This is a genomic window from Phyllobacterium sp. 0TCS1.6A, from assembly GCF_026420825.1.
GTDB lineage: Bacteria > Pseudomonadota > Alphaproteobacteria > Rhizobiales > Rhizobiaceae > Phyllobacterium.
This window is the reverse complement of sequence record NZ_JAPMAB010000008.1, coordinates 13,878-30,510: the sequence shown is the minus strand read 5'-3', so window position 1 is coordinate 30,510 and position 16,633 is coordinate 13,878. Positions and strand designations below refer to the sequence as shown.

Below are 16,633 nucleotides of genomic sequence, written 5' to 3'. Positions count from 1 at the left end.
GCCCGGTATATCAGGGCCGCACGAAGCCCTTGCTCGCGACGAGGAGATTGCGGGTATAGTCCTGGGTGACGGCCTGCTGCGCCAGCGCCCCCGCCGTCAGCCGCTCGACCTCCGCGCCGTTCTGCATCACCATCAGCCGGTCGCACATATGGGTGACGACGGCCAGATCATGGCTGACCATGACGAAGGTGAGATCCCGGTCGCGCCTGATCTGCTCCAGCAGGTTGAGGACTTCCGCCTGCACCGAGGCGTCGAGAGCCGAAGTCGGCTCGTCGAGCAGCAGGATCGAAGGTTCGAGGATCAGCGCGCGGGCGATCGCCACGCGCTGGCGCTGGCCGCCCGAAAGCTGGTGCGAATAGCGGAAGCGGAAGCTCGAGCCGAGGCCGACCTCGTCGAGCGCCCGCAGGATGCGCCGCTCCGCATCGTCGAAACCATGGATCGCCAGCGGTTCGAGCAGCAGCCGGTCCACGGTCTGGCGCGGATGCAGGGAGCCATAGGGGTCCTGGAACACCATCTGGACGTCGCGGTAGAACGCCTTGGTCCTGGTGCTGCCCAGGGGATTGCCATTGACGGTGATCGTCCCGCCGGTCACGGGAGCAAGACCTGCCACCGCGCGCAGGAGCGTCGATTTCCCCGAGCCCGATTCCCCGACCAGCCCGAAGGATTCGCCGGCATTGACGTCGAGGCTGACCCCGCGCAGGGCCTGGAACCCGTCATAGGTCACCTGCAGGTATTCGATGATCAGCGGCTTGGTCATGAGGCCCACTCCGGCTTTCTTTCGAGGACGGGAAGCGGATGCCTGTCGGCGCCGATCTGCGGCATGCAGTTCAACAGTCCCTGCGTATAGGGGTGCTTCGCATTGCCGAGTTCCATCGCGGCGATCTCCTCGACGATGCGGCCGGCATACATGACGATGACGCGGTCGCAGAACGACGAGACGAGACGCAGATCGTGTGAAATGAAGATCAGCCCCATGCCGCGGTCGCGCACCAGATCGTCGAGGATGCGCAGGACATCGAGCTGCACGGTTACGTCCAGCGCCGAAGTCGGCTCGTCGGCGATCAGCAGTTCCGGGCCCGTGATCAGCATCATGGCGATCATCGCCCTTTGCCCCATGCCGCCCGACACCTCGTGCGGATGCAGGTCGAAGACACGTTCCGGATCCCGGATCTGCACGGCGGCCAGCATGTCGAGCGCCCGGCGGCGTGCCTCGCCGCGGCTGACGCGCTCATGCGTCCGCAGCGTCTCCACGATCTGGCGCCCGATGCTCATCACCGGATTGAGCGAATATTTCGGGTCCTGCAGGACCATCGCGATCCTGTTGCCGCGCAGCGCCCGCCGTTCCCTGGCCGAAGCGGCCAGCATGTCGGTTCCGTCGAATTCGAGCCTGTCGGCGGATATGCGCGCATGGGGCGGCGTCAGCCCCATGATGGCGCGCCCGGTCTGCGACTTGCCGGAGCCGGATTCGCCGACGATGCCGAGCCGCTCCCGGCCGAGCGTGAAGGACACGCCGCGTACCGCATCGACCACGCCGGTGCGCGTCGGAAACTGCACCCGCAGGTTTTCGACCGTCAGCAGCGTCATTGGGTGCTCCCCCGCGGATCGAGCGCGTCGCGCAGGCCGTCGCCGAGGAGGTTGAAGCCGAGGCTGACGACGAGGATGGCGAAGCCGGGCGCTGCCGCCACCCACCATTGATCGAGGATGAAGCGGCGGCCGGAGGCGATCATCGCGCCCCATTCCGGCAGAGGCGGCTGCGCGCCGAGGCCGAGAAAGCCGAGGCCGGCGGCGGTGAGGATGATGCCGGCCATGTCGAGCGTCACCCGGACGATCAGCGAAGACAGGCAGAGCGGCATGATGTGGCGCAGGACGATCCGCAGCGGCGAAGCGCCCATCAATTGCACCGCGGCGATGTAATCGGAATTGCGCACCGTCAGCGTCTCGGCGCGGGCGATGCGCGCATAGGGCGGCCACGAGGTTATGGCGATGGCGATGACGGCATTCTCGATGCCCGGTCCGAGGGCGGCGACGAAGGCCAGTGCGAGAATGAGTTTCGGGAATGCCAGGAAGATGTCGGTGATCCGCATCAGGATGGCATCGACCCAGCCACCGGCATAGCCGGACACGGTGCCGACGAGCAGGCCGATGGGCGCGGCGATGATGGCGACCAGCACGACGACGTAGAGCGTGAGCCGGGAGCCATAGATGAGGCGCGAGAGGATATCGCGGCCCTGATCGTCCGTCCCGAGCCAGTATTCGCCGCCGGGGGGCAATAGCCGTGCATTGCGCAGGTCGCCGCTGACCGGCGAATGCGGCGCGAGGTAGCCCGCGAAGATGGCGACAAGGAGAAGCGCGACGATGATGGCGAGGCCTGCAACGGCCAGCCTGTTGCTGGCAAAGCGGCTCCATACGAGATAGGCGCGGCCAAGCCGTGCCTGCAGGCGCGATTGCGGCCTGTCTGTCGTGAGCCATTCCCGGCGGGTCATGCTGCGTGAGGGAGCGTTCATCGTTTGCGCGTCCGTGGGTCGAGGGCCCGATAGAGCAGATCGGACAGGAGGTTGACTGCGATGAACACCGCGCCGATGACGATCGTACCGCCAAGCACGGCGTTCATGTCGGCATTCTGCAGCGAATTGGTGATGTAGCTGCCGAGGCCCGGCCAGGAGAAGACCGTTTCCGTCAGCACCGAACCTTCGAGCAGCCCGGCATAGGACAGGGCGATCACGGTCACGAGCGGCACGGCGGCATTGCGCAGCGCATGGGCCCAGATGATGCGCGTTTCGGACAGGCCCTTGGCGCGGGCGGTGATGACATATTCCTGCTCGAGCTCATTGAGCATGAAGGAACGCGTCATGCGGCTGATATAGGCGAGCGAGAAATAGCCGAGCAGCGATGCCGGCAGGATGATGAAGCTGAATATGTTGCGGAAAGCATCCCAATTGTTCTGCAGGATCGCATCGAGCAGGTAGAAGCCGGTGATCGGCGTGAACGTATATTCGTAGACGACGTCGATGCGGCCGGGGCCGGACGTCCAGCCGAGCTTGGCATAGAACAGCAGCAGTCCGAGCAGGCCGAGCCAGAAGATCGGCATCGAATAGCCGATGAGGCCGATGATGCGGACGATCTGGTCGATGAGGCTGCCGCGCTTGACGGCGGCAAGCACGCCAAGCGGGATGCCGAACACCGCGCCGATGAGCGTGCCGAAGGTGGCAAGCTCCATCGTGGCCGGAAAGACGCGGCGGATGTCGGCCATGACCGGATTGGTGGTCAGCACGGAATTGCCGAAATCGCCCTGAAGCACGCCTTTCACATAGAGGACGAACTGCTGGTAGAGCGGCAGGTTGAGCCCGAGCTCCTCCCGCACGCGCTCGACCACATGGGCCGGTGCGCGGTCGCCGACGATGGCGATGGCCGGATCGATGGGGATGACACGGCCGATGAAGAACGTGACCGCCAGCAGCCCGAGGAATGTGATCGCGCCGATGAGCAGGAAACGTCCAAGCGCCCAGGCGAAGGTCGAAGCCCAGGCGCCAGAGCGCCCGGACCCCGGATTGATATCAGGGATAGTCACCGATTCATGTCCCAATCACTTGGAGACCCCAATCACTTGGAGACATTGAACACGTAATTGGTGTCGAATGACGGCCCGAGCTTCAGGTTCTTGACATTCGCCCGCACCCCGGCGACCTCGATCTGCTGGAACAGCATGACGAACGGGCTCGTCTCCAGCACCTTGCGCTGCAGGTCCTGATACATGGTGGCGCGCTTCTCCGGATCGCGTTCCAGCAAGGCCTGCCTGGTCTCCTTGGTCAGTTCGGGCACGTCCCAGGCATTGCGCCAGGCCAGCGTCTTGTTGGTGCCGGTATCGGCATTGTCGGGATTGCTGGTGAAGGTTTCCGCATTGGAATGCGGGTCCCAATAATCGACGCCCCACTGGCCGATATACATGTCGTGCGTGCGGGCGCGGAATTTGGTCAGTGTCTGCTTGCCATCGCCGGGGATGATCTCGAGCTTGACGCCAGCCTGCGCGAAGCTCTGCTGCACGGACTCGGCGATGCCGGTGACCGGCTGGTTGTTGCGCACGTCCATGGTGACGGTGAAGCCGTCCTTGAGACCGGCCTTTTCCAGAAGCTCCTTGGCCTTCGCCACGTCGAGCTTGAACGGCTTTTCGTCGAGCTGGCCGAGAATGTTCTTCGGCAGGAAGGTCTGGTGTATCTCGCCGATGCCCTTGATCAGTTTTTCGCCGATCGCATCGTAATCGACCAGATATTTCAGCGCCTGGCGCACTTCCGGCTTCGCCAGGTTCTCGTTCTTCTGGTTGAGGCTGAAATAATAGATCGTGCCCTTGGGCGCGCTGACCGTGGTGATGTCGCTGTTCTTGGTGACCTGTTCGAGATCGTTCGGCTCCAGATTGCGCGCGATGTCGATGTCGCCCTTTTCGAGAAGCAGGCGCTGCGCCGCGCTTTCCTTCACATGGCGGTAGATCACGCGGGTGAGCGGTGCCTTCTCGCCATAATAATTGTCGTTGCGCTCGAGGACGATGATCTCGTTGGCGCGCCAGTCGCGGATCTTCATCGGGCCGGAACCGGCATAGGCGGTCTTCATCCAGGCATTGCCGAAATCATCATTGACGACGTGTTCGAGGATCAGCTTCTTGTCGACCACCGAAGCGACGGTCGATGTCAGGCAGTTGAGCACGAAGCTCGGCGCATAGGCCTGGTCCACCGTGAACACGAATGTCGAAGGATCGGTCGCCTTGGCCTTTTCCGCGACATTGTCGGGCTTGAGGCCGAACTGCGTCAGGATGAATGCCGGGGACTTGTCGAGCTTGATGGCGCGCTCGAAGGAATAGGCCACGTCCTCGGCAGTGAGGGGATTGCCGGAAGCGAACTTCAACCCCTGCTTCAGCTTGAACGTATAGGTCAGGCCATCGTCCGACACCGTCCAGCTTTCGGCGAGGTCGGCGACGATCTTGGACGGATCGTTGACGTCGAGGCGCACGAGCTTGTCATAGGTGTTGCCATTGATCTCGCCCATCGTCAGCTCGAAGGCTTCCGCCGGATCGAGCGTGATGACATCGTCGATGGCGAAAGCTTCGACCAGCGTGTCCGGCGGCGTCTCGGCCAATGCCGGAATGCTGGAGAACACCAGCGCGGAAAGCGCCGCGCCGCTCAACATGAGCCGGAATTTGGGGTTGATCCTTTGCATAAACATGTCGTTCGGTTCCCTGTTCTAGAGCAGTTGTTTTTAATTGTCTTCGTGCCATGCGGAGCGCAGCACGCGCAACCAGTTGTCGCGGCAGATCTTTGCGAGATCCTCTTGCCCGTATCCCGCCTTTTGCAGCGCCGTCACCAATCTCTGATTTCCGGCGGCATCGGCGATTTCCGCGGGGATTTTAGCACCATCGAAGTCTGAGCCAAGGGCCACGCAGTCGATACCCATCCTCTGCACCATATAGTCGATATGGCGGACCATGTCGGAAAGCGGCGTTTCGGCGTTTTCGCGCGCATCTGGCCGCAGCATGGCGACCGCGTAATTCAGCCCGGCAACGCCCTTCGACTCGCGGATGGCGTCGAGCTGCCTGTCCGTCAGGTTGCGCGCCACGGGGGTCAGCGAATGCACGTTGGAATGGCTGGCGACCAGCGGCTGGTCGCTGATGCGCGCCACGTCCCAGAAGCCTTTCTCGGTGATATGCGCCAGATCGACCAATATGCCGAGCTGGTTGCAGCGGCGCACCAGTTCCTCGCCCGCATGCGTCAGCCCATCGCCAGTATCGGGGCTCATCGGATAGGCAAACGGCACGCCATGGCCGAATATGTTGTGGCGGCTCCAGACCGGCCCGAGGCTGCGCAACCCGGCCGCATGGAACAGGTCCAGCGCGGCGAGGTCTTCGCCGATCGCTTCGCAACCTTCCATGTGCAGGACGGCGGCGAACATGTCGTCTTCCATACATTGCCTGATGTCGGCGGTGCTGCGGCAGAGCTTCCAGGCCCCGGCCCTGTCCATGCGCAAGGCGATCGCGGCCATTTCGACGGCGATATCGAGCGACGGCGCCCGTTCGAGCGGCGCAGCCAGCGGCGTCGAATAATGGCCGTTGGCATCGGGAGCGCGGAAGGCGAGATCGCCGGAGGGCACGTAGATCGCGCAGAGGCCGCCGGCGAGCCCGCCCTTGATCGCCCTTCGCTTGTCTATGTGGCCGGTCGGCGTGCCATCGATGAATTCCCGGACGGGATCGGCGCCTTCTTTCGAGTGTTTCCACAAGCGGTAGAGGACATCGTTGTGACCATCGAAGACAGACTGCATTTCAACTCCGGCTATTCCACAAAAACAGCGGCCCCTGCGAGCCGGGCGGCTCACGGAACGCGGCAAATTCGGGCCAAAAGATCATGGCCCCGGGGAACATTCAAGAAGTTATTAGACAAAAGTATAGTTTCGAGGAGAAGAGCGACCAAACGACACCGGGCGCGGCGCCGGTAAGGCGCCACGCCCGTCGAGGAACGCTGTCGCGATGGAGAACCCTGCCTGCGCGGGAAGCGGGCAGGACTCGCCGTCAGACGTCGAGATTGGCGACGCTGAGCGCGTTGTCCTGGATGAATTCGCGGCGCGGCTCGACTTCATCGCCCATCAGCCGGGCGAAGAGGCTGTCCGCATCCGTCGCATCGTTGACCTTGACCTGCAGGAGCGAGCGCGCATTCGGGTCGAGCGTCGTTTCCCACAACTGGTCGGCATTCATTTCGCCGAGACCCTTGTAGCGCTGGAGCGAAAGCCCCTTGCGGCCGGCGGCGAAGACGGCTTCGAGCAGGGCGATGGGCCCGGCGACCGTATCGATCTTCTCCTTGCGGCGCAGCACCGGCGGCCGCGAATAGATATCGTGCAGGCGCGCCGTATAGCGATCGAGCTGGCGCGCATCGGCCGAACCCAGCAGCGCCATGTCCAGCGTCACCGTCTCCTTCACGCCGCGCAGCGAGCGCTCGAAAATATAGCCGTCGACGCCATCGGCAGCCAGGGCGACACGGCCGGTCCAGCCCTTCTCCGTTTCCTCGGCGATGATATCGAGACGTCCGGCCACTTCGGCGGCCAATTCCTCCGAACGCGCGGGATCGGACAGCGCCTCGGGATTGAGCGCGCCGGCGATCGTCGCCTGTTCGACGACGGAACGGTTGTAGCGCGTGTTCAACCCATTGAGGAGATGGCGCACCGCCAGCGCGTCATTGATGACGCTGCGCAGATCCGCCCCCATCCTGACCTCGCCGGTATCCAGCGACAGGGAGGCCTCTTCCAGACCCGAATCGACGAGGAACTGTTCGAAGGCCTCTTCATTCTTGATGTATTGCGAGGACTTGCCGCGCGTCACCTTGTAGAGCGGCGGCTGGGCGATATAGATATGGCCGCGTTCGATCAATTCCGGCATCTGGCGGAAGAAGAACGTCAGAAGCAGCGTCCTGATATGCGCACCGTCCACGTCGGCGTCGGTCATGATGATGATCTTGTGGTAGCGCAGCTTGTCCGGATTGAACTCGTCCTTGCCGATGCTGGTGCCAAGCGCGAGGATCAGCGTGCCGATCTGGTCGGATGACAGCATGCGGTCGAGCTTGACGCGCTCGACGTTGAGGATCTTGCCGCGCAGAGGCAGGATCGCCTGGTTCTGGCGCGAACGGCCACCCTTGGCCGAGCCGCCGGCGCTATCACCCTCGACGATGAAGATTTCCGATTTCGCCGGGTCCTTCTCCTGGCAATCGGCAAGCTTGCCCGGCAGCGAGCTGATGCTCAGCGTGTTCTTGCGGGTGATGTCGCGCGCCTTGCGGGCGGCTTCACGCGCCGACGCCGCCTGGATCACTTTCTCGACCAGCGCGCGCCCTTCGGCGGGATGTTCCTCGAGCCATGTGGACAGCGCCTCGTTCACCAGGCTTTCGACGACCGGGCGAACCTCGGAGGACACCAGCTTGTCCTTGGTCTGCGACGAGAACTTTGGATCGGGAACCTTGACCGACAGCACCGCCGTCAGCCCCTCGCGGCAATCGTCGCCGGTCAGCGATACCTTGGCCTTCTTGGTCTGGCCGGAAGTTTCCGCATAGGAGGTCATCTGCCGCGTCAGCGCGCCGCGAAAACCGGCGAGATGGGTGCCGCCGTCGCGCTGCGGAATGTTGTTGGTGAAGCAAAGGACATTCTCGTGGTAGCTGTCATTCCACCACATGGCCACTTCGACCGTCGTATCGTCGCGCTCGCCGCGAATATAGATCGGATCGTTGATCAGTTCCTTCTTGCTGCGGTCGAGATAGCGCACATAGGCGGTCAGGCCGCCCTCGTAGAAGAGTTCGAGCTCCTCCGGATCGGCGTGGCGGCGGTCCGCCAGCAGGATGCGAACGCCGGAATTCAGGAAGGCGAGTTCGCGCAGCCGGTGCTCGAGCGTCTTGAAGTCGAATTCCACCATGCTGAACGTATCGCTCGACGGCAGGAACGAAACCTCCGTGCCGGTCTCGCCGCCCGCATCGCCCGTGACGCGCAGCGGTGCGTCGGCGACGCCATGGGTGAAGCTCATTTCATGGATCTTGCCCTGGCGGCGGATCTTCAGCCGCAGCCAGACCGAAAGCGCATTGACCACCGAAACGCCGACGCCATGGAGACCGCCGGATACCTTGTAGGAATTCTGGTCGAACTTGCCGCCGGCGTGCAGCTGGGTCATGATGACCTCGGCGGCCGAGACGCCTTCCGAGTGCATGTCCGTCGGAATGCCGCGCCCATTGTCGGTGACCGTGCAGGAACCGTCGGGGTTGAGCGTGACGGTGACGCGCGTGGCATGGCCTGCCAGCGCTTCGTCGATGGCATTGTCGACGACTTCGTAAACCATGTGATGAAGGCCGGAACCGTCATCCGTATCGCCGATATACATGCCGGGGCGCTTGCGTACCGCATCGAGCCCCTTCAGAACCTTGATGGACTCCGCGCCGTATTCCGGCGACGTTTCGACTGTCATCTCGGGTGTATCACTCATATATATTCAATCTTTTCCCGGCGCCGAGAATGGCGCAGCTGTACAAAAGCTGGGCGAATCAAGTCCCCATATCACTTCTAGATATAGTGATTAATGTCTCCGTTTCCAATTCGCGCGATCCTTCATCCACGGATGATCGACCAATTGGACCCGGACTATGGATTATTCATGTCCTAGCCTGCCTGGAGCCTGCATGGGCCATGCGCGACGCGGATTTCACTTCTCCGCCAATGGTATAACACGCATGGCGGCGCAGGAACAGGCCCGCGGGGCCTGCGGGCCCCGCTTGCGTCAGCGATCACTCATTCGACGAACTGGATTTCGGCGGAGGCGGGTCGGGCGACCGGCGGGCTCATCCCGAAGAATGTTGCCCCTTCCTCGGCGGTGATGTCGCCATCATGGTCGCCGTCGATCTCGGCGAAGTGGTCGATCAGATAGCCCCAGCCATATTTCCCTGCCGATTCAACGCTCACCAGCCCGGTCGCTGGGTCCGCCGCCGCCTCGAGACGCTGTCGCATATGCGCATCGAGGGAGCTCTTGATGAATTCGGGCGTGATCGGCGGCGAAGTTGGCCGCGGCGGCAGGATCGGCCGGGGGACGCTGAGGGCCGGGTTTTCGCGCATGGTCACCCGCTCGGCCTCCGCCGCGCCCGCAGGGGCGGCAGAGATGGCGAAGGAGACCAACGCCAGGGCAAGAGCGCGCCGCATCAGTTGACGCTCCCGGCCGGACGAGACGCGGCGACCACGCCCGCGCTCCTGTCATCGTAAAATCCGCGCAGTTCCACCATTGACCTGCCGAAGGCTTCTGCCGGCATGGCCACCAACGCATGGCCCGCTGGATAAAGCGACAACGAGACCAGCGTTGCCAGATCGGCATCCGCGAGATCCTGCCGCGTCCGGTGGTAGGGCGTGTTCAGATCGAAATACCCGTGCTGCACCAGCACCTTGAGCCTGGCGTTCAACCGCAGGGCATAGGCAAGATCGACCAGGCACGTCGCGGTACGGTCGGCTCCGAGAGCCAGCCTGCCGTCGGGCTTGTAGTCCCAGATCACTGGTCCGCGCGCGTTCTGATCGAGATAATGCGCCTTCGTCCTGTATCCCGTCATTGCCTCCTGATAGGGTTTGATCGCATCGTAATATACGTCGCCCGCCACGAACGCCGGGTCACGCCGCGAGGGCTCGATGAACTTCCGCCCGTCATTAATGCTGAGGACGCCCTTTTCCGGGGCGAACAGCACTCGAAAGCGCTGCGCCGACATATTGGGCGCCCGGACCCATGGATTGTCCGCAGGGCCGGCACCAGGCTCATAGGACTTGCCTATGCCCGTCATGGCATGGAGCGTGTCGATGAAGGACTTTGCCGCCGCGGTCTTCAGATAGGCGTCCCATCTGGTCCGGTCATAGCCGGGCCGCGCCTCATCATCATAGACCGTATCGAAGACCCTCCAGTACAGCGTGGTGAACCGGTCGCTGAATTCGAACATTTCCTGCTCCGCGGTTGCGAGGCTTATGACGAGCCGCTCCGCTTTCTTGTGATGGCGCGCGATGAGCAGATAGGTCGGAAAATTTCCTGCGCAACTGACTGCATGCGCGTCGCAATCGCTATTGCCGTTGAGATAGGGTGAATTCAGGATCAGCCCCGACAGGATGTTGGCCGGCTTGCCGCCGGGATCGGCCGCATAATTCCGCGAACCCTCTTCGAGCAGCAGCCTGGCCATGATCGGCGCGCGCATGCCGCCATAGGACACGCCATAGATGTATTTCGGCGAGGACTGGCGATTGTTGGCATTGATATAGCTGATGATGAAATCGCGCAGGACCTTGGCATCGCTGTCGACGCCCCAGAAGTCCCTGTTCATATGGGGCAGGATCGCCGCCGAATAGCCCGTTCCCACCGGATCGACGAAAACGAGGTCGGTCCTGTCGAGCAGGCTGGCGGGATTGTCTTGATACGAACCATTGCCGGCATCCTTGGGGCCGAGCATGCCGACATCCAGCGCTGCCGAGGAGGCACCGGGGCCGCCGTTGAAGACAAAGGTCACGGGCCGCAAATCCTTGTCCCCGGCGTCGTCACTCGTATAGGCCGTGTAGAAGATCGCGGCCTCTGCCGCCTCTTCCGGAGGCGCGCTGTTCGGCCGAATCTTCATCTTCGTCAGATCATAGGCGACGAGGTGACCGGCCGTGGCCGTATAAGCTATCGTCGTCCCGTTGATGGTGGCCGTGTGGCGCCGGCTGGATGGCGTCTGGCTCACCTGCGCATAGTCCACCGAATCATAGGCGTCATAGGGCCGGTCGGACGTCTCGGCTGCATCGGGCATCTCGTCGTTCGATACTGGCGGCGCGGCCACCGGGAATGCCGGGAAAGCCGATACTGCCGATACTGATTTCGGTGGAGAAATGTCGGAGTCGGAGCCGCCGTCACAGGCGGACAGGATCAAGGCCAGCGCAAACGAAAACGAGCGCAATCTCATGAAAGACCTCACAATAATCATGATGAAACTTTGGTAGTAAAAATCGAAGAGGTAATGAAAAGACCGTAGGCGGCTCGATAGAAGCCCTTCGCGAGGCCAACGTCAACAGGGATTATCGGCGGCTGCGGGGCGGTTCCGGCCGATACGATACCAAGGACTTATGGACTTCCGGCGCCATCATACCCACATCGGTCCCATGGATACGCCACGACCCGTTTTCACCCCGCCCGCCCCTGTTCCCCGCACGGGTCCCGTCGGCACGCTGCAATTGATCCGGACCGTGTATCGCAACCCGCTGGAACTGTGGGGCGAGCCTTCCTACAATGAACCATGGGTATCGATCGAATGGTCCTTCGCCCATACGATCATCGCCAATGATCCGGGTCTCATCCGGCACGTGCTCGTCGACAACGCCAGGAACTACCGCATGGCCGCCGTGCGCCAGCGCATATTGCGGCCGATCCTGCGCGATGGGCTGCTGACCGCCGAAGGCGAGACGTGGAAGCGGTCCCGCAAGGCCATGGCTCCCGTTTTCACCCCGCGCCATATTCACGGCTTCGCCGAGGCGATGAAGAAAACGACCGAGAGCTTCGCCGACCGATATGCGGATGCGCGCGGCCCGGTTGACGTCTCCCGCGACATGACGATGCTGACCTACGATATTCTGGCCGAGACGCTGTTTTCCGGCGAGATCGCGGGTGATCCAGACAGTTTTTCGCACGAGGTGGACCGGCTTTTCGAGACGATGGGCCGCGTCGATCCGCTCGATCTTCTCGGCGCGCCGGAATGGCTGCCGCGCTTTACCCAGTTGCGCGGGCGCAGGGCGCTCGCCTTCTTCCGCCAGATCGTCGCCAGCACCATCGAAATGCGCAAGGCGCGCATGGACCGGGACGGCGATGCGGTGCCCAGCGATTTCCTCACGCTCCTGTTGCGCACGGAAGGGCCGGACGGGCTCTCCCGCGCGGAGATCGAGGACAATATCATCACATTCATCGGCGCCGGGCACGAGACCACCGCCCGCGCGCTCGGGTGGACGCTCTATCTCCTGTCGAAGGCGCCATGGGAACGCGACGACATCGAGCAGGAGATCGACGATTTCATGGACCGGCGCGACCTGCCGCCGCCGCATGAATGGCTGGACGCCCTGCCGCTTACGCGGGCGGCCTTCGAGGAGGCGATGCGGCTTTACCCGCCGGCTCCCTCCATCAACCGCGAGCCGGTCGAAGACGACAGATATCAGGACCTGCTGCTGCCGAAAGGCGCGGCCGTGCTCGTCATGCCGTGGACCGTGCATCGTCACCGGCTCTATTGGGAACAGCCGGATGCCTTCCTGCCCTCGCGGTTTCATCCGGAAAACCGGTCCAGGATCGACCGCTTCCAGTATCTGCCCTTCGGCGCCGGGCCCCGGGTGTGCATCGGCGCCAGTTTCGCATTGCAGGAGGCGGTTATCGCGCTCGCCATCCTGCTTCATCGCTACCGTTTCGACATGGCCGACGAAACGCAGCCCTGGCCGGTCCAGAAGTTGACCACGCAGCCGGATGGTGGTCTACCAATGGTTGTGATACCCCGACGATGAGGAACTGGATATGGAGTCGGCAGGCCTTGCCCGCTTGGAAGATGAGGCGCTTTATCTTGCCCTGGAGAACATACCGCTTTCGGTGGTGCTGACGAATCCACACTTGCCCGACAATCCGCTGATTTATGTAAACCGGACCTTCGAAAACGCGACAGGATACAGCAAGCTCGCTTCCGTGGGCCGCAACTGCCGCTTTCTCCAGGGGCCGGACACGGACCCCGAGACAACCTCCGAAATCGCCCGCAATATCGGCAATCGACAGGAATTCACCATCGATATCCTGAATTATCGTGCCGATGGCGAACCGTTCTGGAACCGCCTTCACATCACCCCGCTCTTTGGCAAGGACGGCGATCTGCGTTTCTTCCTTGGCGTACAGCGCATCCTTGGAAATCGCCGGGAGGCGACCATCGTCGGCGGCACCGAGGACCAGCCGCTGCGCGAGATGACCCACAGGGTGAAGAACCACCTGGCGATGGTGGTGAGCCTCATACGCCTGCAGGCGAGGAGCCGCTCGGACGATCCGCAGGCGGACTACACCAACCTCGCCCGCCGCGTGGAATCGCTGCAGATCCTCTATCACGAACTATCGGAAGCGAAGTCGGACCTGGAATCCTCGGCCATGACCGATCTTTCCAGCTACATCCAGCGCATCGTGACGACGATGAGCGGGCTTGCGCTGAGCCGGACCATTCGCACCGAGGTCATCGTTCCGCCGATCGCCATAAAGACGGAGACCGCCGCCCATATCGGCCTGCTCCTGTCGGAGATCCTGACCAATGCCTATCAGCATGCCTTCGCCGAGCGGCAGAACGGCACCATCCGCATCCAGGTGAAACGGAACGACGACCGGATCAAGCTGCGCGTCCGCGACAATGGCAATGGCATTCCCGAGGGCAGGAACTGGCCCGAAAGCGGCAGTCTCGGCGGGCAGATCGTCCGCTCGCTGATTGGAGGGCTGAACGCCAGTCTCGAAGTCGTTCGCCTCGATCCGGGCACCGAGATCAATATCAGCTTCGATACGGAAAGCGGCCAGCAATATTGATCCCGGGCCACGCCGGCCTCGACCAATGTCGACCTGCGCCTCGGCTTCGGCGAGACATGTTTGCTGTCGATGCGGGAATGGCGATGGCGGAACAATCAACCTGAAACAGCCTGGCATCAGTCTGCGATACTACTCGACGATCTGAACTGTCTCTGCCGCCTTCTTCCTGAGTGGTGATCTTGCGTCCATGAAGTCCTTCACTTCGCCGAAACTGACAAAGCCATTGCCTCGGCGGTCTATCTCTTCGAAATGATCCGCAATGAAACCCCACGAAAAATCATTGGCACGTTGTTTCGTCAACTGCCCCGTGGAGGGATCTGCCGCGGTGTCGAACCGTGCCTTCAATTCTGCGTCCATGGTTTTCCGGACAATTTCTTCAGTCATTTTAGGGCTTGCGGGAATCGACGAATCGCGTGGAAGCGGATCAAACCATTTTTCGTCCACGTTGATAGACCGGCTCTCACGCTGCCCGTTCGGCAAACTCCTCAAATGGCCCGGGAAAGAATGCGATGGGAGCGTTGACATCCCATAGGCGGCAAGGCTGAAAATAATCAAATATCTTTTCATGCTACTCATCCTCAAGTATCGGCTGAAAGCCCTGCAGTTCAGTTCATCGCCGAGATGGTGGGCGGGTTATAGTAATCGTTGAACAGCTTCTTTAGCGGGGCGTGCGTTGCCTCGGAATAATAGATCATGTGCCCAGCCTCAAACATATGCACGGGAATATTCAACCCGGCACCACTCAGATCAAGTTCAGTTTGAAAAAATGGCGTGGCAAGATCATAATAACCATGCAGGATCAGCATTTTAAGCTTTGAGTCATTACTGAGCGCCTGCGCAATATCAGGAAGACTGCTGCTGTGTTTATCCTGCTCGGCATTCCAAGACTTTCCCTTCACCACATAGGTCGATTTATTGGAATAATTGAGAAAATCAGGGAGAATTTTCTTGATCTCATTGGCGAATGCTTTCCGCTTGTAATCGTCTGGATTATAGGCACTATTTCTGATCTTCAGGCGGCCGTCATAATAACCTAAAGAGTATGCTGGCATCAGTCTGTTTCTAAAGGGAGCGGGCCACATATTCAGATCGACCTTCCATTGGGCCGCGACAATGCCCGTATAGCCCGCTAGCCTGTCAATAACGGCATTGTCATGGTCCGAGGGTGCCTGCACCACCCATTTGATATCTGCCTGGCGGACACGCCCTGTGTCATACTTTTTCAACAGCGCTTTAAAGTCGTTATTAACGAACTGGCGGACCAAATTTGCATAGTCGGTGGAGGACGTCCCTGCTGCGCGCAGCCCCTTATGATAATCCGCGATCATGGCATAGGTGGGCAATGCGCCGGCATTGGTGCTGTTGCGGCCATTTGCGTCGACATTTGATCCGTAGTCGAGGATCGGCGAATTCAGGACCACACCGGAAAGACTGATAGCCGGCTTACCTGATGGATCCGGCAAAAAGTTTGACGACCCTGCGTCCTGCAGAAGCCTCGCTACGATGGGCGCGCGAATACCTGAGTAGGATTCGCCATAAAGATATTTGGGAGAACTCTGCCGGTTAAACTTATTCGTATAGCTGGTGATAAAATCGCGGATCAGTGCCGCATCCGCATCAACATTCCGAAATTCGGCAGGGTTATGCGGCTTGATCGCCACCGAATAGCCTGTCGAAAGCGCGTCCACAAAAACAAGATCAGTCTGATCAAGCAGTGTCGCGTCGTTATCGACGAGCTCGAGACTATCCGGCTGTGCTTTCTGGTGAATTTCAGGAATATCCGGTGCAGGAACCCTGAGTCGCTTGGGCGCCCACGAACCAAGATGCAACCAAAGGGAAGATGAACCAGGGCCGCCATTGAAAAGGAATGTCACCGGACGTTGCTCCCGTGGAAGATCGTCCCTTGTATAGGCCTGATAGAAAATTGCAGCTTGCGCATCCTTCTTGTCGGGATTTGCAGGATTCTTTTGCGCGTAAGCGATGACATGGCCGGCACGGGCCGTAAAATATACCGTCTTGCCGTTGAGCGTCATTCTATGGTGCTTGACGCCCGATGCCTCACTCACCGCATCCAGACCCACAACACCTTTATTATAGTCGTTCACATCAACGACGGCATTTTCCTTTGCTGCAACAGATGCATATGTCGCCCCGGCATCGGCCTCAGTTTGCGCAACTTCCTTCGGACCAGAAGCCTCTTTTCGGACAGCCTCCCCGATTGATTGCAACATGACACTGGCTTCATCGATGGCACTGATGCCGGCTGTTCCCGAATTTTCTTCCGCCGCGGGGTCTGTCCGAGCCGAAACAGCATCCAATCCAGCCCCGGGCTGCACTGTATCCGGCGCGGCGTAGATGCCTTGCGTTTCCGGAGTGGAAGTTTCCGAACGATTGCAGGCGGTGAGCAGCATGAGGGTGCAAAGCAATAAAACTCTGAAAATCATTTGCGAATATCTCTGTTCGAAAAAGCTTATTCTTCCGATCAGAATCCGCAGCGTCAATTCGTCTAAAGTTCAATAACTGCATCAAATACAAAGGCTTGCGCCAGGATTC

13 protein-coding genes are annotated in these 16,633 nt (G+C 61.0%); 2 read left to right on the top strand and 11 right to left on the bottom strand.

What is annotated here, in order from left to right; translation table 11 throughout:
* Positions 1-10 precede the first annotated feature (10 nt).
* The 9 genes from OSJ75_RS16680 to OSJ75_RS16640 all read right to left on the bottom strand — a co-directional run bounded on the left by OSJ75_RS16680 (position 11) and on the right by OSJ75_RS16640 (position 11,459).
* Positions 11-757 carry an ABC transporter ATP-binding protein gene (locus tag OSJ75_RS16680; protein ID WP_267228810.1) on the bottom strand — a complete coding sequence of 249 codons (747 nt, stop codon included), beginning with the start codon at positions 755-757 and terminating at the stop codon, positions 11-13.
* Positions 754-1,584 carry an ABC transporter ATP-binding protein gene (locus OSJ75_RS16675; protein ID WP_267228809.1) on the bottom strand — a complete coding sequence of 277 codons (831 nt, stop codon included), beginning with the start codon at positions 1,582-1,584 and terminating at the stop codon, positions 754-756. Before OSJ75_RS16675 ends, OSJ75_RS16680 begins: the two co-directional genes overlap by 4 nt.
* Positions 1,581-2,504 (bottom strand): nickel transporter permease, encoded by a 924-nt coding sequence (gene nikC, locus OSJ75_RS16670; protein WP_267228808.1) that lies wholly within the window; start codon positions 2,502-2,504, stop codon positions 1,581-1,583. The genes OSJ75_RS16675 and nikC overlap by 4 nt, the downstream gene beginning before the upstream one ends.
* Entirely contained in the window at positions 2,501-3,553 is a 1,053-nt protein-coding gene (locus OSJ75_RS16665) for an ABC transporter permease (protein ID WP_416362582.1), read from the bottom strand. Before OSJ75_RS16665 ends, nikC begins: the two co-directional genes overlap by 4 nt.
* A gap of 47 nt (positions 3,554-3,600) precedes the next feature.
* Positions 3,601-5,211 carry an ABC transporter substrate-binding protein gene (locus OSJ75_RS16660; protein WP_250020192.1) on the bottom strand — a complete coding sequence of 537 codons (1,611 nt, stop codon included), beginning with the start codon at positions 5,209-5,211 and terminating at the stop codon, positions 3,601-3,603.
* 33 nt (positions 5,212-5,244) lie between these two features.
* Positions 5,245-6,300 (bottom strand): dipeptidase, encoded by a 1,056-nt coding sequence (locus OSJ75_RS16655; RefSeq protein WP_267228807.1) that lies wholly within the window; start codon positions 6,298-6,300, stop codon positions 5,245-5,247.
* 247 nt (positions 6,301-6,547) lie between these two features.
* Entirely contained in the window at positions 6,548-8,989 is a 2,442-nt protein-coding gene (gyrB, locus tag OSJ75_RS16650) for a DNA topoisomerase (ATP-hydrolyzing) subunit B (protein ID WP_250020190.1), read from the bottom strand.
* Between the two features lie 302 nt (positions 8,990-9,291).
* Positions 9,292-9,696: a hypothetical protein gene (locus OSJ75_RS16645; RefSeq protein WP_267228806.1), complete on the bottom strand. Its 405-nt coding sequence runs from the start codon at positions 9,694-9,696 to the stop codon at positions 9,292-9,294.
* On the bottom strand, positions 9,696-11,459 hold the full coding sequence (locus OSJ75_RS16640) for a S10 family serine carboxypeptidase-like protein (RefSeq protein WP_267228805.1): 1,764 nt from the start codon (positions 11,457-11,459) through the stop codon (positions 9,696-9,698). Before OSJ75_RS16640 ends, OSJ75_RS16645 begins: the two co-directional genes overlap by 1 nt.
* A gap of 196 nt (positions 11,460-11,655) precedes the next feature.
* On the opposite strand from OSJ75_RS16640, the gene OSJ75_RS16635 reads away from it, so the two are divergent.
* Both OSJ75_RS16635 and OSJ75_RS16630 read left to right on the top strand, forming a co-directional pair.
* Complete coding sequence (locus tag OSJ75_RS16635) at positions 11,656-13,035, top strand: cytochrome P450 (protein WP_267228804.1); 1,380 nt, start codon at positions 11,656-11,658, stop codon at positions 13,033-13,035.
* 10 nt (positions 13,036-13,045) lie between these two features.
* A complete protein-coding gene (locus OSJ75_RS16630; protein ID WP_267228803.1) occupies positions 13,046-14,080 on the top strand; it encodes a PAS domain-containing protein in 1,035 nt (344 codons plus the stop codon).
* Positions 14,081-14,209: 129 nt separating this feature from the next.
* Here OSJ75_RS16630 and OSJ75_RS16625 read toward each other — a convergent pair whose 3' ends face one another.
* Positions 14,210-14,647, bottom strand: a complete 438-nt coding sequence (locus OSJ75_RS16625) for a hypothetical protein (protein WP_267228802.1) — start codon at positions 14,645-14,647, stop codon at positions 14,210-14,212.
* 38 nt (positions 14,648-14,685) lie between these two features.
* Positions 14,686-16,524: a S10 family serine carboxypeptidase-like protein gene (locus OSJ75_RS16620; protein WP_267228801.1), complete on the bottom strand. Its 1,839-nt coding sequence runs from the start codon at positions 16,522-16,524 to the stop codon at positions 14,686-14,688.
* Positions 16,525-16,633: the final 109 nt, after the last annotated feature.